Annotated in this window: 18 protein-coding genes; 13 read left to right on the forward strand and 5 right to left on the reverse strand. The window is 43.4% G+C overall.

Going from position 1 to position 20,232, the window contains the following annotated elements:
• Positions 1 to 474: HDOD domain-containing protein (locus BCU12_RS00200; RefSeq protein ID WP_133153786.1), on the reverse strand; the 474-nt coding region annotated here is incomplete at its 3' end.
• Between the two features lie 347 nt (positions 475 to 821).
• On the opposite strand from BCU12_RS00200, the gene BCU12_RS00205 reads away from it, so the two are divergent.
• A complete protein-coding gene (locus tag BCU12_RS00205; protein WP_102402403.1) occupies positions 822 to 1,409 on the forward strand; it encodes a TfoX/Sxy family DNA transformation protein in 588 nt (195 codons plus the stop codon).
• 108 nt (positions 1,410 to 1,517) lie between these two features.
• On the opposite strand, the gene BCU12_RS00210 is transcribed toward BCU12_RS00205, so the two are convergent.
• From BCU12_RS00210 to BCU12_RS00220, 3 genes are all read right to left on the reverse strand, one after another.
• Positions 1,518 to 2,057: a hypothetical protein gene (locus BCU12_RS00210; RefSeq protein ID WP_102402404.1), complete on the reverse strand. Its 540-nt coding sequence runs from the start codon at positions 2,055 to 2,057 to the stop codon at positions 1,518 to 1,520.
• A 187-nt stretch (positions 2,058 to 2,244) separates the two neighbouring features.
• The gene (locus BCU12_RS00215; protein WP_102402405.1) at positions 2,245 to 2,742 is read right to left on the reverse strand and encodes a response regulator; all 498 of its coding nucleotides are present in this window, start codon (positions 2,740 to 2,742) and stop codon (positions 2,245 to 2,247) included.
• Positions 2,739 to 4,691 (reverse strand): ATP-binding protein, encoded by a 1,953-nt coding sequence (locus tag BCU12_RS00220; RefSeq protein WP_102402406.1) that lies wholly within the window; start codon positions 4,689 to 4,691, stop codon positions 2,739 to 2,741. Before BCU12_RS00220 ends, BCU12_RS00215 begins: the two co-directional genes overlap by 4 nt.
• Positions 4,692 to 4,862: 171 nt before the next feature.
• Here BCU12_RS00220 and BCU12_RS00225 point away from each other — a divergent pair, with 171 nt between their 5' ends.
• The 12 genes from BCU12_RS00225 to BCU12_RS00280 all read left to right on the forward strand — a co-directional run bounded on the left by BCU12_RS00225 (position 4,863) and on the right by BCU12_RS00280 (position 17,763).
• Positions 4,863 to 6,128, forward strand: coding sequence for a DUF945 family protein (locus BCU12_RS00225; protein WP_102402407.1), 1,266 nt, complete (start codon positions 4,863 to 4,865; stop codon positions 6,126 to 6,128).
• A gap of 149 nt (positions 6,129 to 6,277) precedes the next feature.
• Positions 6,278 to 7,375, forward strand: coding sequence for a 3-phosphoserine/phosphohydroxythreonine transaminase (gene serC, locus BCU12_RS00230; RefSeq protein ID WP_102402408.1), 1,098 nt, complete (start codon positions 6,278 to 6,280; stop codon positions 7,373 to 7,375).
• Between the two features lie 158 nt (positions 7,376 to 7,533).
• Positions 7,534 to 8,142 (forward strand): hypothetical protein, encoded by a 609-nt coding sequence (locus BCU12_RS00235; protein ID WP_102402409.1) that lies wholly within the window; start codon positions 7,534 to 7,536, stop codon positions 8,140 to 8,142.
• A 16-nt stretch (positions 8,143 to 8,158) separates the two neighbouring features.
• Positions 8,159 to 8,527, forward strand: coding sequence for a response regulator (locus BCU12_RS00240; RefSeq protein ID WP_102402410.1), 369 nt, complete (start codon positions 8,159 to 8,161; stop codon positions 8,525 to 8,527).
• Between the two features lie 7 nt (positions 8,528 to 8,534).
• On the forward strand, positions 8,535 to 8,837 hold the full coding sequence (locus BCU12_RS00245; RefSeq protein ID WP_102402411.1) for an STAS domain-containing protein: 303 nt from the start codon (positions 8,535 to 8,537) through the stop codon (positions 8,835 to 8,837).
• On the forward strand, positions 8,834 to 11,020 hold the full coding sequence (locus BCU12_RS00250) for a chemotaxis protein CheA (RefSeq protein WP_102402412.1): 2,187 nt from the start codon (positions 8,834 to 8,836) through the stop codon (positions 11,018 to 11,020). The genes BCU12_RS00245 and BCU12_RS00250 overlap by 4 nt, the downstream gene beginning before the upstream one ends.
• A gap of 116 nt (positions 11,021 to 11,136) precedes the next feature.
• Complete coding sequence (locus BCU12_RS00255; RefSeq protein WP_241909703.1) at positions 11,137 to 13,122, forward strand: methyl-accepting chemotaxis protein; 1,986 nt, start codon at positions 11,137 to 11,139, stop codon at positions 13,120 to 13,122.
• 9 nt (positions 13,123 to 13,131) lie between these two features.
• Positions 13,132 to 13,641 carry a chemotaxis protein CheW gene (locus tag BCU12_RS00260; protein WP_241909704.1) on the forward strand — a complete coding sequence of 170 codons (510 nt, stop codon included), beginning with the start codon at positions 13,132 to 13,134 and terminating at the stop codon, positions 13,639 to 13,641.
• Positions 13,642 to 13,729: 88 nt separating this feature from the next.
• Positions 13,730 to 14,266 carry a chemotaxis protein CheW gene (locus BCU12_RS00265; RefSeq protein WP_241909705.1) on the forward strand — a complete coding sequence of 179 codons (537 nt, stop codon included), beginning with the start codon at positions 13,730 to 13,732 and terminating at the stop codon, positions 14,264 to 14,266.
• 2 nt (positions 14,267 to 14,268) lie between these two features.
• The gene (locus BCU12_RS00270) at positions 14,269 to 15,075 is read left to right on the forward strand and encodes a protein-glutamate O-methyltransferase CheR (protein ID WP_102402414.1); all 807 of its coding nucleotides are present in this window, start codon (positions 14,269 to 14,271) and stop codon (positions 15,073 to 15,075) included.
• Complete coding sequence (locus tag BCU12_RS00275; RefSeq protein WP_102402415.1) at positions 15,068 to 16,144, forward strand: chemotaxis response regulator protein-glutamate methylesterase; 1,077 nt, start codon at positions 15,068 to 15,070, stop codon at positions 16,142 to 16,144. The genes BCU12_RS00270 and BCU12_RS00275 overlap by 8 nt, the downstream gene beginning before the upstream one ends.
• Positions 16,141 to 17,763, forward strand: a complete 1,623-nt coding sequence (locus BCU12_RS00280; RefSeq protein ID WP_102402416.1) for a bifunctional diguanylate cyclase/phosphodiesterase — start codon at positions 16,141 to 16,143, stop codon at positions 17,761 to 17,763. The genes BCU12_RS00275 and BCU12_RS00280 overlap by 4 nt, the downstream gene beginning before the upstream one ends.
• A gap of 158 nt (positions 17,764 to 17,921) precedes the next feature.
• Here the strand turns inward: BCU12_RS00280 and BCU12_RS00285 are convergent, their stop codons facing one another.
• Positions 17,922 to 20,201 carry a YgiQ family radical SAM protein gene (locus BCU12_RS00285; protein WP_241909706.1) on the reverse strand — a complete coding sequence of 760 codons (2,280 nt, stop codon included), beginning with the start codon at positions 20,199 to 20,201 and terminating at the stop codon, positions 17,922 to 17,924.
• Positions 20,202 to 20,232 lie beyond the last annotated feature (31 nt).

Genomic DNA, 20,232 nt, shown 5'->3' on the forward strand with positions numbered 1-20,232 from the left:
TTCTTCTTTGAACGCTCTCGCGACCATTACCATGGTTGCAGCTAGTTCTCTCGATGTTGCTGCGCTTTTTACCAAAATGCGGCTACATGCTTTATTCAAACTTACCGTGTGTTTAAGTTGCTCTATAGCCTGAGCGGTGACTATGTCACGAACACGTAATATCCCCAATCGAGAAACGGCAGTGAATAAATCGGTGCAAGTAATGTTGCGTCTGTTAAAAATAACAGAGTTGGCAACACGAATGACAATTGCGGCAAGTCCTGGGTCTTCGAGTAGACAGTCTGCGATGTCGAAAATCTCTGTACTTTCTTGTGTACAGAGTTTTTGAATGCGTAGTACGACCTCTGAAATTGGAGGCAGAGTAATTTTTCCTGTGCTTACTGAGTGGGCAATAAGCTCAGAAAACTCGCTCTCAATACTTTCGAGGAGTGCCTCTTTATTATCAGGGAGCCAATAGAGAGATAAATGATTCATAGCAGGTCACCAAAGGAATACACCTACAGTGTAACTAATTGACGTCTAGGTTAGCAACAACTTACATAGCGAGTCGATTCCTATACCATTATTGATATTTTTGTTAGATGCTTCATCGGTACTCATAATGTATGTTTGTGATTTCGGTCTCATATAATTCAATTTTGACTCTCATTGATGTGACATTTGAACAGACTTATTTTTCATCGTTAACTATCATTTCCTTACTAACTGAGACGAACTCAATATAAAATATAATATCAGTCTCGGAGTTTTAAATTATTCGCTATAAAAGCTGCTATCTGGTGATCACAAATAATCGGGGTAAAACATGATTAGAAGGATCAATGGATATGACAGAGCAACAGTTTATGGAGTACGTCCGAGCTTTTGGAGATTTTCAAAAGCGTTCAATGTTTGGTGGTATAGGGTTATTTAAGAAAGAAGCGATGTTTGCCTTGTTAAGTGGCGACAAAGTATTTATCCGTGGTGGTGAACAACTTGATTCAAGGCTTAATGAACTAGGTTGTGAGAAATACCGTCATGTGAAGAAGCAAACAACCGCGACAGTAAATTACTACGATATAACGGATATATTTGTAGGGCAGCATGAGTCACTGCAAGATATTGTAAAAACATCAATTAAGTTGTCTGTTGATCAGCGTCAGTTTCAGAAATCTTCTGCTAGCCGTCGCTTGAGAGACCTACCAAACATGCAACTGACTTTAGAGCGTATGGTGAAGAAGGCTGGCATTGATGATGTTGAAACGTTTATGCAATTAGGCGCTTCAGCGGTTTATTCTAAAGTACGTAATGCTTATGGGACCGATGTTGATGTGAAGCTTTTGTGGAAATTTGCAGGAGCCGTGGAAGGCATTCATTGGAAACTCATTCAAGAGCCTCGCAAACGTCAGCTATTAGAAAGTTGTCACTAGTAAAATGAAAGCAAATATTAAAAAACCGCTCTATTATGAGCGGTTTTTTGTATTCAGCGACGGCTGTTATTCTGTTATCGCTCTAATGATAAAATAGATCAATGCCTTTTAGAACTTGAATCGTGCCGTCATCATTGCTTGGTCACCGTACGCATCATTAATACGCAGTTCAGCGCCGACAGAGAAAAGCTCTGTAGAGTGGAAGCGAACATGTGCAGAGCCTAGCCAGTCATCTTTCTTATCAATGGAAACATATCCACCTTTAGCACCCACTTCTAATTGAGGGCCTAACCACTGGCGAATACCTAAATTGATTTCAATGCCGGTTTCAGTGCTGCCTTGATCTTGAATGCGAAAGAGCATTTCACCAGTAAAATCAGCCCAGTTATTCATTGGAGCATGAAAACCAAAACCAGCTGCTGCATCGTAATCACCTTCAAATTCAGAGTCGATACGTGCTACGGCATGAGCATTAGGGTGAATTGTTTTGCTGATAGCACCACCAAAAGTCACTGGGCTAGCACCAATACGAGCTTCAAAATAATCGTAACTGAAGTTACTCATGACAGATGGGCTATTTGGGTCTGTTTCTGCAAATGCTTGACCAGACGCGAGCAATAAAGCTGTAGCAATAATTGTTTTACGCATAGTTACGATGGACCTATTCCTAGTTATTTCCGTTGTCCTAAGCAGCGGGACTGCTATGACTCTGATTTATCACGACATGATAATGCATCCGTGTACGGTGACACCATAAAAAATGTCATTCTTTTACCGTATTTGCAAATAATGCGTAATTTTAGTGTTTATTTTTGAATGCTAAGAGCTAAAAATCCTATTCTCCAAAGCTAATTCTATTTTTGGCAATCGCATCAAAGATCTTTTCAGTATCGAGAATCGAAGCCCAAGGCATGAGATCGGCTTCATTTTCGATCATGTATTCCGTGAGTTGCTTTGTGATAACTTGTCTTAATGCCTCGCCTTTCCATGGTTTGGCAATGAAGTAGTCTAAGCTCGAATGGTTAATGGCATCGACGGTGTCGTCAAGGCCTGCTTGTCCAGTTAGAAGTAACTTTCTACTGTTTTTCGTCGTGTCTTCTTGCTGAAGGTCAATGAGAAAGCTTATCCCAGTTTGCTCGGGCATTATGTGGTCACACAAAATAAGCGCGAGTTTTATGTTTGCTGCACTGGCTTCAGAGAGGATACTTTTAGCCTCATTGACTGATTCTGCTGCCTCCACAATGAAATGCTCTTCAAAACAATCTAAATCTTGAATAACGCTATCAAGCACGTCTCGTTCGTCATCTACGCATAAGATCATATATTTGTTCATATGTACTCCTTGTTGCTTAATTCAGTTGTGTGAAGAGGAAGCCATACGGTCATCTTGGTATATTTTCCGGGCTGAGATTCAACCTCGATCTTTCCCTTGTGTTGGTTAACTATCTGTTGACATACGGATAACCCGATTCCAAGACCAAAATTACCTTCTTTTTTTGTGGTGAAGTTTAAGGTGAAAATTTGCTCTTGAAGGGCAGGGGATATACCACATCCATTATCTTCAAACGACACATAAACCCAGTCAGTGTTGTTAACCGATTTTGTGCTAGTGCGGATTGTTAGTTGTCCATGTTCTGGGAAGGCGTCAATGGCATTTGCGATTAGATTAGTCCATACTTGTTGCAGTGCGATCGGGAGGCATTGCAGACTAGGCAAGTCATCATAGTGTTTAGTCACGGTGTGTCGTTTGAGCTTATTTTCAAAGATCACTAACGTATCTTCAATACCTTCACGAATATCTACCAAGTGGAAGACTTCATCATCAGCTCTAGCGTATCCTTTTAAACTTTTTACCATATCTGCTATGCGTTGAGCGCAAACATTAATAGAACGCAATGTACTTCCAGTGAGGTGATAAGCTTCGAGATCGTTGACAATATCGAGTGCTTTTTCACTGTTGTGCTTGGCGATGTTTTTCAGTTCGTCATCATCTTCAAGGTTAAGCTTTACCAATTTCTTTGCCAACAATCGATGCTTAATCTCACTCTCAACACGTTTTGATCTTTCTCTTTCTTCCGCTGTTGAGGTTGGGTATGAAACGAGTGCACGGTTTAGTATCTGCACCCCTTTTCCATCAGTTGAACGATCGGCACGATTTTCAATGAGTTGCCCCATCTTATTGGTTAACGTTTCTGTCCCCCTCAATATTGCTGCGATGGGGTTGTTCAGTTCGTGCGCGACGCCAGCGACTAGTTGACCCAGCATCGCCATCTTTTCGCGCTCGATAAGTTGTTGGTGCGCGGTTTCTAAGGATTCTAGTGTTTTCTGTAACTGAAGTTTCGTATTGATGCTGCGTTGCAAGCGTCGATTAAAGTGGCGCAATAGCAAATTAGTAAATAGAGGGAGAAGGTGAGTATTGGAGTGCATGACCTTTGTGAAAATATCCCTATTAATTTTAATGACTTTTGTTTTGGTGAGAGTTAATGCCGTAGAAAATGAAGGCTCTCCGGTGACAAAAGACATCCCGCCAACAATGTTACCTTTTTCGTGCCTCACGACTTCTCGCTGCTGTCCCAGTTCGTCTTTCTTATACAGCGCGACTTTTCCTTCAGTAATGAACCATAAGAACTGATTATCTTCCCCTTCTTTTGTTAGAAGGTGGTCGGCAGAGTACTCCCTGCACGCATGTGTCTCGTCTTCATTTGCAAAAAACTGATTGAGGGAGTCGATGACCTGCTGAGCCAACTCTATATCGGAGAGTCGATGATGCTCTAGGATAAACCCTTCTTGATAACGTTTCATTTGAGCATCAATGTGGGCTCGCAGAAGCTGCTGTTGATCTAAAATTTGGCTATAGGAAAGAAGGTTCTCTTTATCCTGTTCGATAACGAAGGTGGTCAGTTCTTTTTTTACGGTCTTGTAGACTAATTTATCCTGCAGTGGTTTGGTAAGGCAGTGATCCAAACGTCCCTCATTTACTGCCGAGAGGATGGCTTGTATGTTTTGTCCGCTGCTTAGAAGGATTTTTCGAGCACGTTTGGTGTGAGTCGATTTATCCAACTGAATAAGAAACTCCACACCATTAAAATGTGAATGATGGTTGGCTATGACCAAAGCGACTCCTTGGCCTTGCTGTTGACAATATTCAAGTGTCGAGTTTGCGTCTTCGATACTTTCAGCAGAGTGAACATCAAATTGCTCGGCGAATGGTCTAAGTTCAGCGCGTAACTGTTCGACGCTGATAGGGTTGTTATCGAGATACAAGACAGAAAACGAGTTCACTAAATTCTCACAGACAAACGGATCTTAGAAAACTCTATCAATATTAGATAAAGTGTATTGAGAGCTAGGTTTCAGAAATTTGCTCTTCTTAGAAATAAAAGCAATACTCTGATTTAACTCAATCTTTTCTCAGTAGAATTGGTACAAAAACAGGTGGGTAGACCCTAGATTATGAAGCAACTAAAAATGATAGGCGCGATTGGCGGTTCAGTGTTGATGGTACTTTGCTGGCCGTTAGCCGTTGGTCAAATAGGCCAGAGTGTGATTACCGATGGTGTTGCACATATTAGTAGCGAACTCATTAGTTCTGAGATAAAGGAGTATGACCGAGGCTATTTGAGCTCAAATGTGAAAACACGTTATGAGCTTCTGGACCCTACAATGATCGCGCAGTTTAAAGCCGACGATTTACCAACCGAATTTGTCGTTGTTAGTGCGGTGAAACACGGTTTGCTGAGCTTAACGGCTCACTCTTCACTTGAAGGCCAAGACTTTCCATTAACGGTTGATAGCGTGACTCAACTAAATGGCAATACTGATTTCTCTATGAATTTAGCCAGTTGGTACTACCAAACCAAAAATGGCGAAGAGATGGCGATCTCTGTATCGCCTGCCAGCCTTGAGGGGAGCGTGACGGTTCTTGGCCAATTGACTTATCAACTCGACATCCCATCCATTGAATTAGATTTCGCGACAGGCGAAAAGCTGACTTTATCGGGCATTAATGGAAAGGGTGAAGGTAAACAGGCAAAAGGTTTTTGGCTGGGCAATCAATCCATCGCAATGGAGCGTTTCTCTATCTCAGAGTTTTCGAACCAACAGCCCACGGTTGAAATTGAGCATGGGCAATATCAATTTAGCTCTGAACTGAATGCAGAAGAAAACCGTCTTAATAGCAATCATAAAATGGATATGGGCTCAATGCTGACTCCTGATGGTTCTATTGAAGAGTTTCAACTGGATTTTTCAATGGGTGACATTGATAGCTTAGCTTTTGAAAACCTGATGTCGATGTACCAAAGCAACCCAATGATGACAGAAAATGAAATAGCGGAAGCGATTCCTCATGTCGAAGCGTTATTTTCAAAAGGCTTTTATTTGGCTATGAACTCCATGTCATTAAAGGTTGGACAAGGTGAGTTTGAGTCAAAATGGAAACTTAGCGTACCGGAAGGGACGGACAGCATTTCACAGGATCCAAGTAAAATACTCCCTGCGCTAAAAGGTGAATTAAGTACGTATTTCTCAAACCAGTTGGTGACGGATTTTCCTTTCATAAAGCAAGGAATTGATGAAGCGATAGTTATGGAAATGGTAGAACAAACTGAACAGGGTTACCAGATTAAGGCCGAACTGCAAAATGCGAATGTAGTATTTGAAAGTGGTCAGGAAATTCCACTCATGGCTCTTTTACTGCCAATGTTGATGCAGCAGTAGTATGTTGACTTGGTGAAGTTGTAACAAATCGTCGTTCGACAAACAAAAGAGCTCCTAAGAGCTCTTTTGTTGCTTTTTATCCGCAATAAAACGTGCTATTAATCTCGATAGATATTTAGAAATAGTCATTTTTGGGAGCAAGGAATCGCATGCAGTGCACGTCAGATAACGTATTTAACTTTAGTGCTGGCCCAGCCGGTCTGCCTAAAGCCGTCATGGAAGTAGCGCAAGCCGAATTTATCAACTGGAACAATTTGGGCACATCTGTCATGGAAATCAGCCATCGCAGTAAAGAGTTCATTCAGGTTGCTGATGAAGCAGAGCAGGATTTACGCGATTTATTAGGTGTGCCAGACAACTACAAAGTATTGTTTTGTCACGGTGGTGCGAGAGCTCAATTCACGGCCATCCCAATGAATCTACTGGGTGATAAAACCAAAGCGACATACATCGATGCCGGCTATTGGGCCGAGAGTGCGATCAATGAAGCTGATCGTTATTGTGAGACGGTCGTATTTAATGCAAAAACGACGGTTGATGGAAAAGTAGCGGTCAAGCCTGCAAAAGAATGGGAAATTGATGAGCAATCAGCGTTTGTACACTTCTGCCCAAATGAAACCATTGATGGAATCGAGATAAACGATTTACCGAACACAGACCTTCCTATTGTTGCTGATATGTCGTCGACCATTCTGTCGAGAGAGATTGACGTATCGAAATACGGAGTGATTTACGCAGGAGCGCAAAAGAACATTGGGCCAGCGGGTATTTGTATTGTCATCGTACGTGATGATTTACTGGATCTGGCATCTAAGCTAGTACCCAGTGTGCTTAATTACAAAGTACTGGCTGAAAAAGAATCTATGTACAACACGCCACCTACTTACGCTTGGTATTTATCGGGGCAAGTTTTTAAATGGCTTAAAGCTCAGGGTGGGGTAAAAGCGATCGAAAAAGTGAACAGAGAAAAAGCGGCGTTACTGTATGACTTTATCGACCAGTCTGACTTTTATCACAATGGGGTATGTTCAGAGAATCGTTCTTTAATGAACGTGCCGTTCCAGTTAAGTAACCCTGAGCTTGATGGTGAGTTTCTTAAACAGGCGGAAAACCGTGGATTAGCCGCACTGAAAGGTCATAGAGCTGTCGGGGGTATGCGTGCTTCCATTTACAATGCGATGCCAATAGAAGGTGTGCAAGCGCTTGTGAAATTGATGAAAGAGTTTGAACAGCAACATTCGCAGTAAGGGAACTGTCACCCTATAAACAACCTTTAATTTGTCAGTTTTGAGGCCAGATCACGAAGAGTGACCTGGCCTTTTTTGTCCCTAGGGGTATGAATTTTAGCATTTCTTTCAATATGAACTAGGCTATTTACTAGATTGTAGATAAAAGGAGTGATGCAGTGGGCAGGGTTGGCAGTACACCAAAGATAGGTATCGCAGTACTAATCGTATTATTAGTACTATTCGGTATTGGGTGGAAGAGCCTATTTGCTGCCGCCATAATTGTTGCTATTTTTTCATGGCAGCTGAGAAGCAGTGAATCGGAATCAAGCTCAGATCTTACGTATTCACCGTTAAATTCTTTACAGACAACGCTCATCCCTGAATTGACTCAACAACTCGATACGTCTTACAGCGACTCGCATCAATCCATTAATCAAATTACCTCCCTTTTCGTCAGCTTGAGTCAGCTAGTCAAGCAGCGAAACTCAATCGGACTTTCAGAAAATGGAAAGGAAGTGGAACAACTCGAGCAAAAAATGAAAGCGGCCTATAAAGAATTGATGGAGTTATTGCAGCACGGTGATAGGAATCTCCAGCGACAAGCAGGCGTCATAGAAGGTTTAACACTGATCAATTCGCAGTTGAGATCATTTGAACAAGAAGGCACGGCTTGGGATGAAGAATGGTTACTGAGTGAATTGCTAAAGATTAAGAGTCGCACCGAACACGCAGTATCAGAAAAGAGCTCGACGAATACACAAGGTAACGGCATAACCTTTTTTTAGTGGGAGTAAACATTTGATGAAGAAGACGATATTAATTGTGGATGATTCAGAATCACTGCGTCAAGTCGTGAATATCGCCTTAACGGGAGAAGGGTATGATGTGATCGAAGCCAAAGATGGCGTTGATGGCCTATCTAAACTCAATGGCTCGAAGATTCACCTAATCATCAGCGATGTCAATATGCCTAACATGAATGGTATTGATTTTGTAAAGCAGGTGAAAACACTCGATAAATATCGATTCACTCCGATTATCATGTTGACAACAGAGAATCAGGAGTACTTAAAAGAAGAGAGTCGTAAAGCGGGCGCTAAGGCCTGGATGGTCAAGCCATTTAAACCTGATCAAATGCTACAAGCTGTATCAAAGTTGTTATCAAGGTAGTGGGCTTATGAGCGCAAAAGTGTATTTGCTCCCACAGGAATTAACCATCTATGAAGTCGGAGACGTTCATAGAGAGTTAATTGCGATCATAGAATCTGACCATTTGGTTCAACTTGATGCTTCTGAAGTGGAAGAACTTGATACAGCCGGTTTCCAGTTACTTCTTTGGTTTTCTAAGTTTTCAAAGCACTATCACAAATTTCCGCCTTTCTCCTCTCTCAGTCCTAGCGTGAGCGATTATATCCAGATGCTTCATCTGGAGAACGATTTATACAGTGGTGACATCGAACCTTTGGGTGAAACGTCATGAGTAGTGACGTAAACCAAGCATTGACTACCTTTATTCTGGAAGCAGATGAGCTTTTAAGTGAGACAGAGCAGTTACTGATTGATAATGAGAGCACGGCAAATTATGGCCAGATCGATTGGCTTCATGAAGTGTTTCGGGCCGTTCATACGATTAAAGGCAGTGCTGGTCTGTTTGGTTTGGATGACTTAGTTGATTTTAGTCATTTACTCGAATCCCTGCTGGAACGTCTTAGAGAATTAGACATCGAAGTTGATAGCACTATCGTCACTTTGTTGATCGATGCAACCGATGTACTGCAGCTTCATGTGGACAATATTGATCCTCAGAATTCTTCTCATTCAACGCCTAAAGAAATAGAGTCAAAAACCTCCGCTCTGTCTGATCAAATACTCAAATACTTGCCTGATCTGGCCGTCGATTTTGATGATAAGAAACACAGAGAGCAAGTTCAGAAAACAGACTCTTCGCCATTATCACTTGGAATATGGCATATCTCTTTTCATCCTGACCCGGATGTCTATCAAGATGGGTTCGATCCGCTCTCGTTTGTTCGATTTTTAGCGACACTTGGTGAGATACAGTCGGTACATATCATTGATGATGACATTAATAGTATCGATACCTTTGACCCAGAAAAATGTTACTTGGGCTTTGAAGTTCGACTCCAAGCTGCCGTCAATCGACAGGCGATTCTCGATGCTTTCGAATTCATTCTTAATGATGCCCACCTGGTTATTGTTCCTCCCGACAGTCAGGTATCCCATTATATTGACCTTATTCATCACCTTCCTGCATCGAAGCAGAGGCTGGGTGAAATCTTAGTGCAGGTTGGCGCGTTGAGTCAGAGCGAACTCGAACTTGGGCTTAATATGCAAAAAAATCTTGGCACATCACAGCCTCCCGCGCCCTTATTAGGCAGTGTCCTTGAGGAAAATCAACGCATCTCACCTGATGTGATTAACGCCGCTATAAACAAACAAACGCCTCCTGTTGCGATAGCGAAAACCTTACGAGTTGAGGCTGAGAAGCTTGACCAACTCATCGACTTAGTTGGAGAAATGGTCATAACGGGAGCAAGAACCAACCTTCTAGCGCATGAAACGGGTGATGAAACATTAATCGAAGCCATGGCGCAACTTGAGCGTCTCGTCGAGAGTATTCGAGACAGCTCCTTGCAACTTCGCATGGTTCAGATAGGCGATACCTTTAAGAAATATAAACGAGTGGTTCGAGACATTGCGTCGGAGCTGGATAAAGACGTGGATCTGGTTATCACTGGCGCAGACACAGAATTGGATAAAACCTTTGTCGAAAAACTCAGTGACCCGCTGACGCACCTCATGAGAAACGCCATGGATCATGGCATTGAGAGCAAAGAGGAGCGACTAGCCGCGGGAAAATCTCCGAAGGGGATGATCCGACTAAATGCCTACCATGATTCGGGCTCGATTGTTATTGAGGTATCAGACGACGGACGAGGGTTGGATGAGAGCCATATTCTCTCCACAGCCAAAGCAAAAGGGTTGATTGATTCTGCAAGTGACACACCGTCTGTCGATATACAGCGATTGATCTTCGAACCCGGTTTTTCAACTAAAGAGACAGTGAGTGACTTATCTGGACGTGGCGTTGGAATGGATGTGGTCAAGCGAAACATAGAGCTTCTCCGAGGTACTATTGAGCTAGATACAAAAGCTGGGGTTGGGTCACGCTTCATCATTCGCTTGCCTCTAACGCTCTCAATTATCGATGGTTTTATGTTTCAAGTGGCGGGTGGAAACTACGTTATTCCGCTAGACAACGTGGTCGAATGTTTAGAGCTCAGAGAAGTAACAACAGAAACCTTCATCCGCAATAAACAGTTTGTCGATTTAAGAGATGAAACCTTACCGTTCATGAGACTGAGTGAGTGGTTTGGTGTGCCGTCACAGAGCGCATTTGATCAGGAAGCGTTGGTGGTTGTGCAGTTTGGGTCATTTAGAGCGGGCTTAGTCGTTGATACGCTCAGCGGTGAATACCAAACGGTTGTTAAGCCGTTAGGGCCAATATTTGATGGCTTAAGAGGGGTAAGTGGCGCCACCATCTTAGGAAGCGGAGAAGTTGCCATCATTCTAGATATATTTGCATTGATTCAAATTACATTGAGTCGCAGTGAAATTGATGTTTCAGAGCGCTTTGTTTAGCTGGGAAAATGTTTAACTGGGAAATTGTTTAGCTGGGAAATTGTTTAGTCAGAAATCTGAGTAGTGACAAATTCCGCAATTGCGTTTGCAGTGACAACAAAGCCAAGGAGAGGAAAATGATAGGAAAACTATCGATACGGAACAAGATTATCATCGCCATGTGTACCATGGGCTTACTGTTGTTGATCATTGCTATTTCCGTTCAGGGCAAAAACCGAACAATTGAGTCGTACGCAGTGAGTGTGGGGAACAGTGATATTCCAGCTGCCATCCTATCCCTCAGTATGTTAGACGAATTGGGTGATATGAACTCCAATGTGCTGGAGTTCATTACCGGTGAGGCTGAAGAAAAAGAAGATTTCATTGCGAACTACAATGAGTTCGTTTCTTTTTTTGAAGAACTCAAACAGCTCGACTCGATTGACCGAGTGATGATGCGTCAGTTAGATGACTTGTCCAAACGCTATTATGAAGATATGGAAACCCTGGTTTTTCAACAGTTTGACCCTACCTTAGAAACCCAAACTTTGAAGCAATACAATTATTTGATCAAGGAATTTTCAGAGCCTTTGGAGCGATTGTTGGATGCCTTAAAAGAAGAAGAGGTTGCCGATGCGGGGCAAGGGGATTTTGATGAGGTATTGAACGATGACCTACCAGGTGTTCGTTACTATCTAGAATTGATCGACGAACAGGGCGATATGATGTCAGCCCTTAACGACTACATGCGTGGGGAAATTGGCGCAGTTGTTGCCTTTGAAAGAGAAGCTAGAACGTTTGCGGGCTTTTTATCTCAGATAAAACCATTAGAAAGAAAACCCAACGAGATTCAAAGTCTAAGCGAAGTTGAGCGAATGTATTTAGCGATCTATAACGGTGGTAAAGAAATCTTTGATACCTACCGTCCCAGAGACAAGCTAGAAGCGGCTGCCCAAATAGATAGGCTAGAGCATGAAGTTTTTCATAAGCTAGAAACCATTCTTGATGAGATAAGTGCCAACGCTAACAAGCAAAGTGTGGAGTCGTTAGGCAACCTTGTTGATGCCGCGGAAGAGAGTATTTCGTTAGTCTGGAGTCTATTAGGCTTGGCCGTGGTATTAGCGTGTGTGATCGTACTTTTCTTGATTCGAGGTATTGTTGTTCCCATTCGCGCATTGGCGGAAGCCGCAGAAGACCTCCGTTCAGGTGAAGGGGATCTAACGAGACGAATCCCAGATTTTGGCTCCGATGAGGTAGGAGAAACGGCGCAAAACTTCAATGGTTTCCTAGATAAACTGCAAAATATCTTACTCGACATTCAACGATCGGTTGAATCCATTGCCCACAGTACCAACGAAGTCACGACCACTTCTCAAATGCTCAGTACCACCTCTAGTCAGCTTGCAGCAAGTGTCGAAGAGACGAGTGCATCGTTGGATCAAATGAGCTCATCCATTTCAATGAATACCGACAATTCAAAGGTGACAAACGGCATTGCAACTCAATCTAGCTCTGAAGCGAATGAAGGCGGGCAGGCGGTAAACGATACGGTGGATGCAATGACAGCCATTGCAGAAAAAATAGGAATCATTGAAGACATCGCCTACAAAACTAACTTATTAGCACTGAATGCTGCGATAGAGGCGGCAAGGGCAGGGGAGCACGGTAAAGGCTTTGCTGTCGTGGCGGATGAAGTGCGTAAACTGGCGGAACGAAGTCAAGTCGCGGCTCAAGAAATCAGTTCATTAGCGGATAACAGCGTTAAGGTGGCTCAACATGCCGGGGACATGCTGAATCGCATGGTGCCGAATATTCAGAAAACCGCAGATCTAGTTCAAGAGATCACCGCAGCATCAACCGAGCAAAGCACTAGCGTTGCCGAAATCAATAGAACCGTTTCCCAGCTTGATGAAATAGCACAGCAAAATGCATCAGCCTCAGAAGAGCTCGCGTCGACCGCTGTTATGGTGCAAGAGCAAACCAGCGAGATTAGAAAAACGGTTGGTTTTTTCAAACTGACCTCTAATCACGATACGTCATATCGTCGTTATGAGCAGGGCGAGCGTACAAGAAGTAACAAAAGTGCAAAACCTGAGTCCGGTTATGTTCCTTTCGATGAGTAGGAGTCGAATGTGATAGCAGGAATGACGAATACTGACCATTACGACAAGTATCTTGAATTTAAAGTAGGCTCAAGTCTGTTTGCTTATCCGATCTCAAAGATTAAAGAGATCATGGAATACCCAGAAGTAGAGCCGATAACAGGGTCTCCTGATTATATTAATGGCGCGATGAATCTGAGAGGGCAGCTGTTGCCTATTTTTGAGCTTTCACTGTGTTTAGGGAAAGAGATGTTATCTCTTGGGCCAAAGACTTGTGTTGTTGTGACAGAGCTTGAGCATAACGGACAACACTACACCGTTGGTAATAAAGTCGACTTGGTCACACAGGTCATTGATATTGATGTTAGCCAGTTAGAGCCGATCCCTGACTTGGCGGGGAACCTAGCCAATCCGCTACTTAAAGGCTTAGCAAAATTGGATACTCGCTTACTCACGATCATCGATGTCGATCAACTACTTGTCAGCAAGCAGTTGAGCTGGTTAACCAAACAACAGAAAGAAACAACAGAAAGAAAGTAACGAGTGATGGCGCCGCTGTTAATAGAAGCGCTGTTAATGAATGAGTTAAGAGTTACAGGCCCTAGTTAGTAATCGGTAGGAGAAACGCGTGACGGAATTGCTAGAACATCAGGTAAAGGAATTAGATGGCATTGGGCTACTGTTCGTTGATATTGCTAGCGAGGCATTTGCGATTCCCATTCATTCGGTTAAAGAAGTGATTGAACTGACTCAGATTACCTCTGTTCCAATGTGTTCGAACATTATCAATGGTGTGATTAATGTTCGTGGTAGCGTGGTCCCCGTGATTGATGCAGCGACTCGCCTTGGGATGGCGCAAACTCAAGATTATGACAAGTACAGTTGCATAGTGCTCTATGAAAGAGAAGATATGACGACTAACGAGTTCATTATTTTAGGGTTGCTGGTTAGCCGGGTTCGTTCGATAGAGATGGTTTCTGATGAGATGAAGACCAACAAACCCGCTTTTGGTTCTCATATACCGGAGCAGTTTGTTAGTCAGATGATTCGATTAAAAGAGGAAGTATTCCCTATATTGGATATGGCGACGCTCCTTGATTACAAAGCAATTAACCAAGAAACTCTTAGAAATCAACATTCGTCATTTCGTCTGCGAGAGCAATAGTTATGTCGGTGAAATTGAATGAAACGCAGTTTGCACGCATTCAGAAGTTAGTGGAATCCTGCACGGGCATCCATTTAGCTAAGCATAAGATGACGATGGTTGAAAGCCGCTTACAAGTTCGAATTTCAAAGACTCATCATGCTAATTTTGAGGAGTACCTGGACTCACTGGCTGATCGAAGCGTCAATGGAGAATTTTGGTTTTTCATTGATAAGATGACGACTCATGAAACCTCATTTTTTCGTGAAGATTATCAGTTTAACATCTTAGAAAAGTTGCTTGATACGACTCTAAAGTCACGTCCTATCAAGGCTTGGAGTGCTGCTTGTTCGACGGGGGAAGAAGCTTATTCACTCGCCATGATACTTCAAGATACACTGGGAACAGGGAACTGGTCTTTGCTAGGGACCGATGTCTCAGAACTGTCGATAGAGCAAGCCAAAGCGTGTCAATACGATTTGTCTGGCGCTGAGAAAATCCCTGCTCATTATCGAAAATCTTATTGCTTAAAGGGGATAGGAGAGTTTTCTGATCATTTCACTCTAGTTAAATCTCTTAGAAGTCATTGTCAGTTTCAATCACACAACTTGTTAAAACCCAAGGGTAAAGATCTCTACGATGTGATTTTTCTACGCAATATCCTCATCTACTTCTCTACCGAAATTCAACAGCTTATCGTTACTAACATTATCTCCGCGCTTAAACTCAATGGGCTTCTTTTTTTGGGCCACAGTGAGAATATTCTTCGAGGCAACCCAAATGTGACCTTGATAGATAACTGTACATATCAAAAGGTAGGATATGAATAAATCCATGATAAACGTGTTTATTGTTGATGACTCAGCGGTCATGCGTCAGGTGCTCGGAGAGGTGATTGAGGCCGATAGAGAATTGACGCTTATTGGGGCCGCTCCTGATCCCGTGATTGCATTACGAAAAATGAACAAGCAATGGCCTGATGTTATTTTACTTGATATTGCGATGCCCAAAATGGACGGTATTACCTTTTTAAAACAGATCATGTCCACTCATCCCACGCCCACGGTCATCTGCTCGTCTAAAACGGAAGAAAAGCCTAAGTTGAGTTTAGAGGCTTTATCATCAGGCGCCATTGAGGTCATCAACAAGCCACAAAGTAATTTGTCTCATTATCTTCATTCAAAAGAAGTTTCACATATTCTAAAAGCCATTAAAAAGGCGGCTGCCGTTAAAGTAAAAGCCCTCAAATATCTCGGGGAAGAAAGCTATCGAGAAAAAAACTCCGCGGATGTCATGCTGGAGGTGAGCCATGAAAAAGTCGCCTCCCATGACCGAGTTATTGTCGTTGGAGCGTCAACCGGAGGCACCGATGCTGTCTTCCAGTTTTTGAAGAAAACACCCGTCAATAGCCCGCCAATCGTTATTGTTCAGCATATGCCCCCCAAGTTTACTCTGGCATTTGCAGAGCGACTTGACCTTGAAACACAGCATAGAGTGGTTGAGGCTGAGCATAATATGCCTCTCTCATCGGGGACGGTTTATATTGCCCCTGGAGGGATTCATTTGATGATTGAGTGTCACTCTGGGCATTATTATCTAGAATTAAAGGATGGCCCGTTGGTATCAAGACATAAACCATCGGTTGATGTGCTGTTTCGGTCTGCGGCGCAAAAGGCAGGACAGAATGCGGTAGGGGTTATTCTTACTGGAATGGGAAGCGATGGAGCACAAGGAATGTTGGAAATGCATCAGGCGGGTGCGATGACGCTAGCTCAAGATGAAGAAAGTAGCTTGGTTTTTGGTATGCCCAAAGAAGCGATAGCAAAACAAGGCGTTAAAGGGGTTTACTCATTACATGCGTTACCTTATCAAGTTCAAAAGGCATTGGTGGTAAAATGAATTCATTCACTCAACAGATTTCTGCACTAAAAATTGCTTACATGGTAGTGGATAGCTCTTTGACCGTTCAAACGCTTTCACCGGAGGCGAAATCCCTGTTTCGTACTGAGGTTGGAGACTTTGCTTTTCACTCTGAGATTGGGTTCGTTGATGATCAGTATGGCGTAGTAGAGCTACCAAAGCTTATCGTACAGGCCATCACAGCGAGAGAAGAGTGCGATCTTGAGGTGGGCATTAGTTATCCAGATAAAAACGTTGAATGGATAAAACTGTCGATTATTTTTGAAGGTGAGCTCTGTGTTTTACATGCGGTTGAGCAGGGAGAATTGATCACCACTCGGCGCCTGAATCGCCAGTTGTCAATGTTAGACCCACACACAGGGCTTCTATATCGAGAGGCATTTTTAGCCAAGGTAGCGAGTGAGCATGAGTATGGCTTAGTGTGCTGTGTTCGAATCTGTAATTATCAACGTATTAATGAAATATGGGGAACGGCCGTCGCGAATTTAGTGTTTATGGAGATTCTGGCTCGCGTTTCGTCTGAAATAGAAAGCGCGATATGCAGTAAGCACTCGACAGACAGCTTTAATATCTTTATTCCGCTTGACGTACAGTTTGATGTTGAGAGCTTTTATAGCGTTTTGAATGCGCCATTTCACTTCAATGGTCGACATTTTTTCAGTAATGTTGCCTTGGGTTATTACCTTGAAAAAGCGGGTGATTCGCATGAACAAAGTCTAAATAAAGCGGAAATGGCGATACTTGATGTCCTGTCAGAACGGGTTCGTTTGGCTGAGTTTCAAGAAGATTTGGCAAGGCAGATTGAGCATCAAAATAACCTAGAGACAGAGTTTCGAGCAGCCGTGTCTCAAGCCGATTTGAATGATTCCTTTTTTGTCGTTTTTCAGCCAGTTCATGACACAGACAGCCACAAGGTGATCGGCGCTGAGTGTCTGATTCGTTGGATGCTACATGGAAAAATGGTCTCTCCAGTTGAATTTATCCCGATTGCGGAAAAAATTGGCGATATCGGTCTGCTGACGAAGTTTAATATCAGAAAGTTAAAAGAGTTGGTGGACGAGATGGAGTCCCAAGGATTGGATACTTCTGATCTGTTGTTCGCCCTCAATATCAGCGTGGTTGAAATCCTAGACGTTGATTTCGTTGATAAGCTGCTTGCTGCAATCGAGCGCGCGGGACTGGAACCGAAAAATATCAAGTTGGAGCTGACGGAGTCTGCTTTGATTGACAACTTTAACTACGTCAATCAGGTATTAGAACAATTTCAATCGTTTGGTTTTAAGGTGTCGATAGATGATTTTGGCACCGGTTTCTCTAGCTTGAGCTATTTGTGTCGTCTTAGTTTTGATGAGATAAAAATCGATCGAGCCTTTGTTACGCATGTCGTGGACGACGCGAAGTTGCAGACAGTATTTAATTCAATCGCGTCTTTGGCTGCCAACCTACACAAACCGGTGGTTGCTGAAGGGGTAGAGACTTTAGAGCAGCTGATTTATGCCAAAGCAAAAAACATTCAGTACATACAAGGCTACTATTTTAGTAAACCTTTAACGGACAAAGAGTTTATTGGTTACGTGGCGGATTGCAATCAAGCTTAATAGGCGGTAGATAGTGGGTGCGGTATTCAGGTTGATTGGTATTATCGGAGCTTATCAGGATCAAGGACCGAAATAGATTTTATTGTGATGGACAAACAAGTCGGCGATAAAACCGCTTTGGGTTCTATCGCCGTTATTGAATCTAAAATAGAGCGAAATTAACGCTTCTTAGGTTTTCTATTGCCACCATTCCCACGGTTTCCTTGGCTCACAGTTCCACCTGAGTTTGGCTTGCTATTGGTCCCTTGTTTATTTGCTCCTGCGTTACCTTTACGCTTTGGATTTCCGCTACCGTCTCCAGATGGGGTTGATCGATTTGGCCCAAAACCAGGCTGGTTCTTTGTATGTTTCGTGGCAAATCGATTTGCACCATGTCGACCAGATTTACGACGCTGCGCCGGTGTCTGAGCTTCAAAATCTTCTTCAGGCACCAAGCAGTTTGGCTTATCACCGATTAGGTGCTTCTTGCCCATGCTGATCAGCGCTTCACGGATGATCTTCCAGTTGTCTGGATCGTGGTAACGAAGCAGTGCTTTATGAAGACGACGTTGACGGTCACCTTTAGGCACAGGTACATCTTCACGTTTCTTATATTTCACGCGTTTCAGAGGATTCGTCTCTGAATAGTACATCGACGTTGCATTACACATTGGCGATGGGTAGAAGTTTTGCACCTGGTCACATTCGTAATTGTGCTTTTTCAGCCACATCGCAAGATTAAGCATGTCTTCATCTTCGGTGCCCGGGTGAGCTGAGATGAAGTAAGGAATCAGATACTGCTTCTTACCGGCTTCAGCACTGTACTTCTCGAACATTTCTTTGAAGCGATCGTAAGTGCCCATGCCCGGTTTCATCATCAAATCCAGAGGGCCTTTTTCAGTATGCTCTGGAGCAATCTTCAAGTAGCCACCTACGTGGTGTGTCACAAGCTCACGTACGTATTCTGGAGATTCAATCGCCAAGTCGTAACGAACACCAGAAGCGATCATGATCTTCTTAACGCCCGGTACTTTTCTCGCAGAGCGGTATAGGTCAATCGTGTGTTGGTGGTCTGTGTTTAGCTTTTCACAGATCTTAGGGAACACACAAGAAGGACGACGACAGTTAATTTCTGCTTTCGGGTCTGAACAACCTAGGCGATACATGTTCGCCGTTGGGCCGCCCAAGTCAGAAATCGTGCCGGTAAATCCAGGTACTTTCTCTTTAATGTCTTCGATTTCATCCAAGATCGATTCTTTCGAACGGTTCTGAATGATACGACCTTCGTGCTCTGTAATTGAACAGAAAGAACAGCCACCAAAGCAACCACGCATGATGTTAACCGAGGTTTTGATCATGTCGTATGCTGGAATTTTCGCTTTGCCATACATAGGGTGCGGAACACGCTTGTACGCAAGGCCAAACACGTAATCCATCTCTTCAGTTGCAAGAGGAATTGGCGCTTGGTTTACCCATAGCTCGCGGTCACCGTGACGTTGAATAAGAGCACGACCTGAATACGGGTTGGTCTCTAGGTGCAGAATACGGCTTGCGTGAGCATACAAAATACGGTCGTTATTCAACTTCTCGAAAGCTGGAATACGAACCGCTGTTGTTTTCGCATCGTGGCGCGAAGGGCGAATGGTAATAGGTTGCGCCTTTACTTCTTCTTTTTCGTCTTTCTTGGTATCACACTGCGTTTCAATTTCGTATGGGTTGACGGGCACATACGCTTTGTTCGGCTTTTCAATACGAGAAGAGTCAATGATCTTAAAACCTTCCGGAGCGGCCGATAAATTGATAGCGGTACCACGAATATTGGTCAGCGTTGACATGTCTTCGCCGTCGGCAATGCGGTGTGCTACTTCAACCAGTGCACGCTCAGCGTTACCGAACAATAAAATGTCGGCCTTGGCATCAAACAATACAGATCGACGAACTTTATCTGACCAGTAGTCGTAGTGAGCCACACGGCGCAAACTTGCTTCAATTCCACCCAGAACGATTGGTGTACCTTTGTAGGCTTCACGACAACGTTGAGAGTAAACAAGAGTGGCACGGTCAGGGCGCTTGCCACCTTCATTGTTTGGCGTATAAGCATCGTCGTGACGTAATTTGCGATCAGAGGTGTAGCGGTTGATCATGGAGTCCATGTTACCCGCTGTGATACCGAAAAATAGGTTAGGCTTGCCAAGCTGCATGAAGGCATCTTTGTTGTCCCACTTAGGTTGAGCAATAATGCCTACACGGAAACCTTGCGCTTCGAGAAGTCGGCCAATGATAGCCATACCAAAGCTCGGGTGATCGACATACGCGTCTCCCGTTACAATTATAATGTCACAGCTATCCCATCCAAGAGCATCCATTTCCTTTCTACTGGTAGGCAGAAACGGCGCTGTTCCGTAGCACTCGGCCCAGTATTTTTTGTGTTCGTGAATAGGAGTGATATCGCTGTACATATTTTGACCTCAAGAATTGCGAGCGCGAAGT

It is taken from the genome of Vibrio sp. 10N.261.55.A7, from assembly GCF_002877365.1.
Classification (GTDB): Bacteria; Pseudomonadota; Gammaproteobacteria; order Enterobacterales; family Vibrionaceae; genus Vibrio.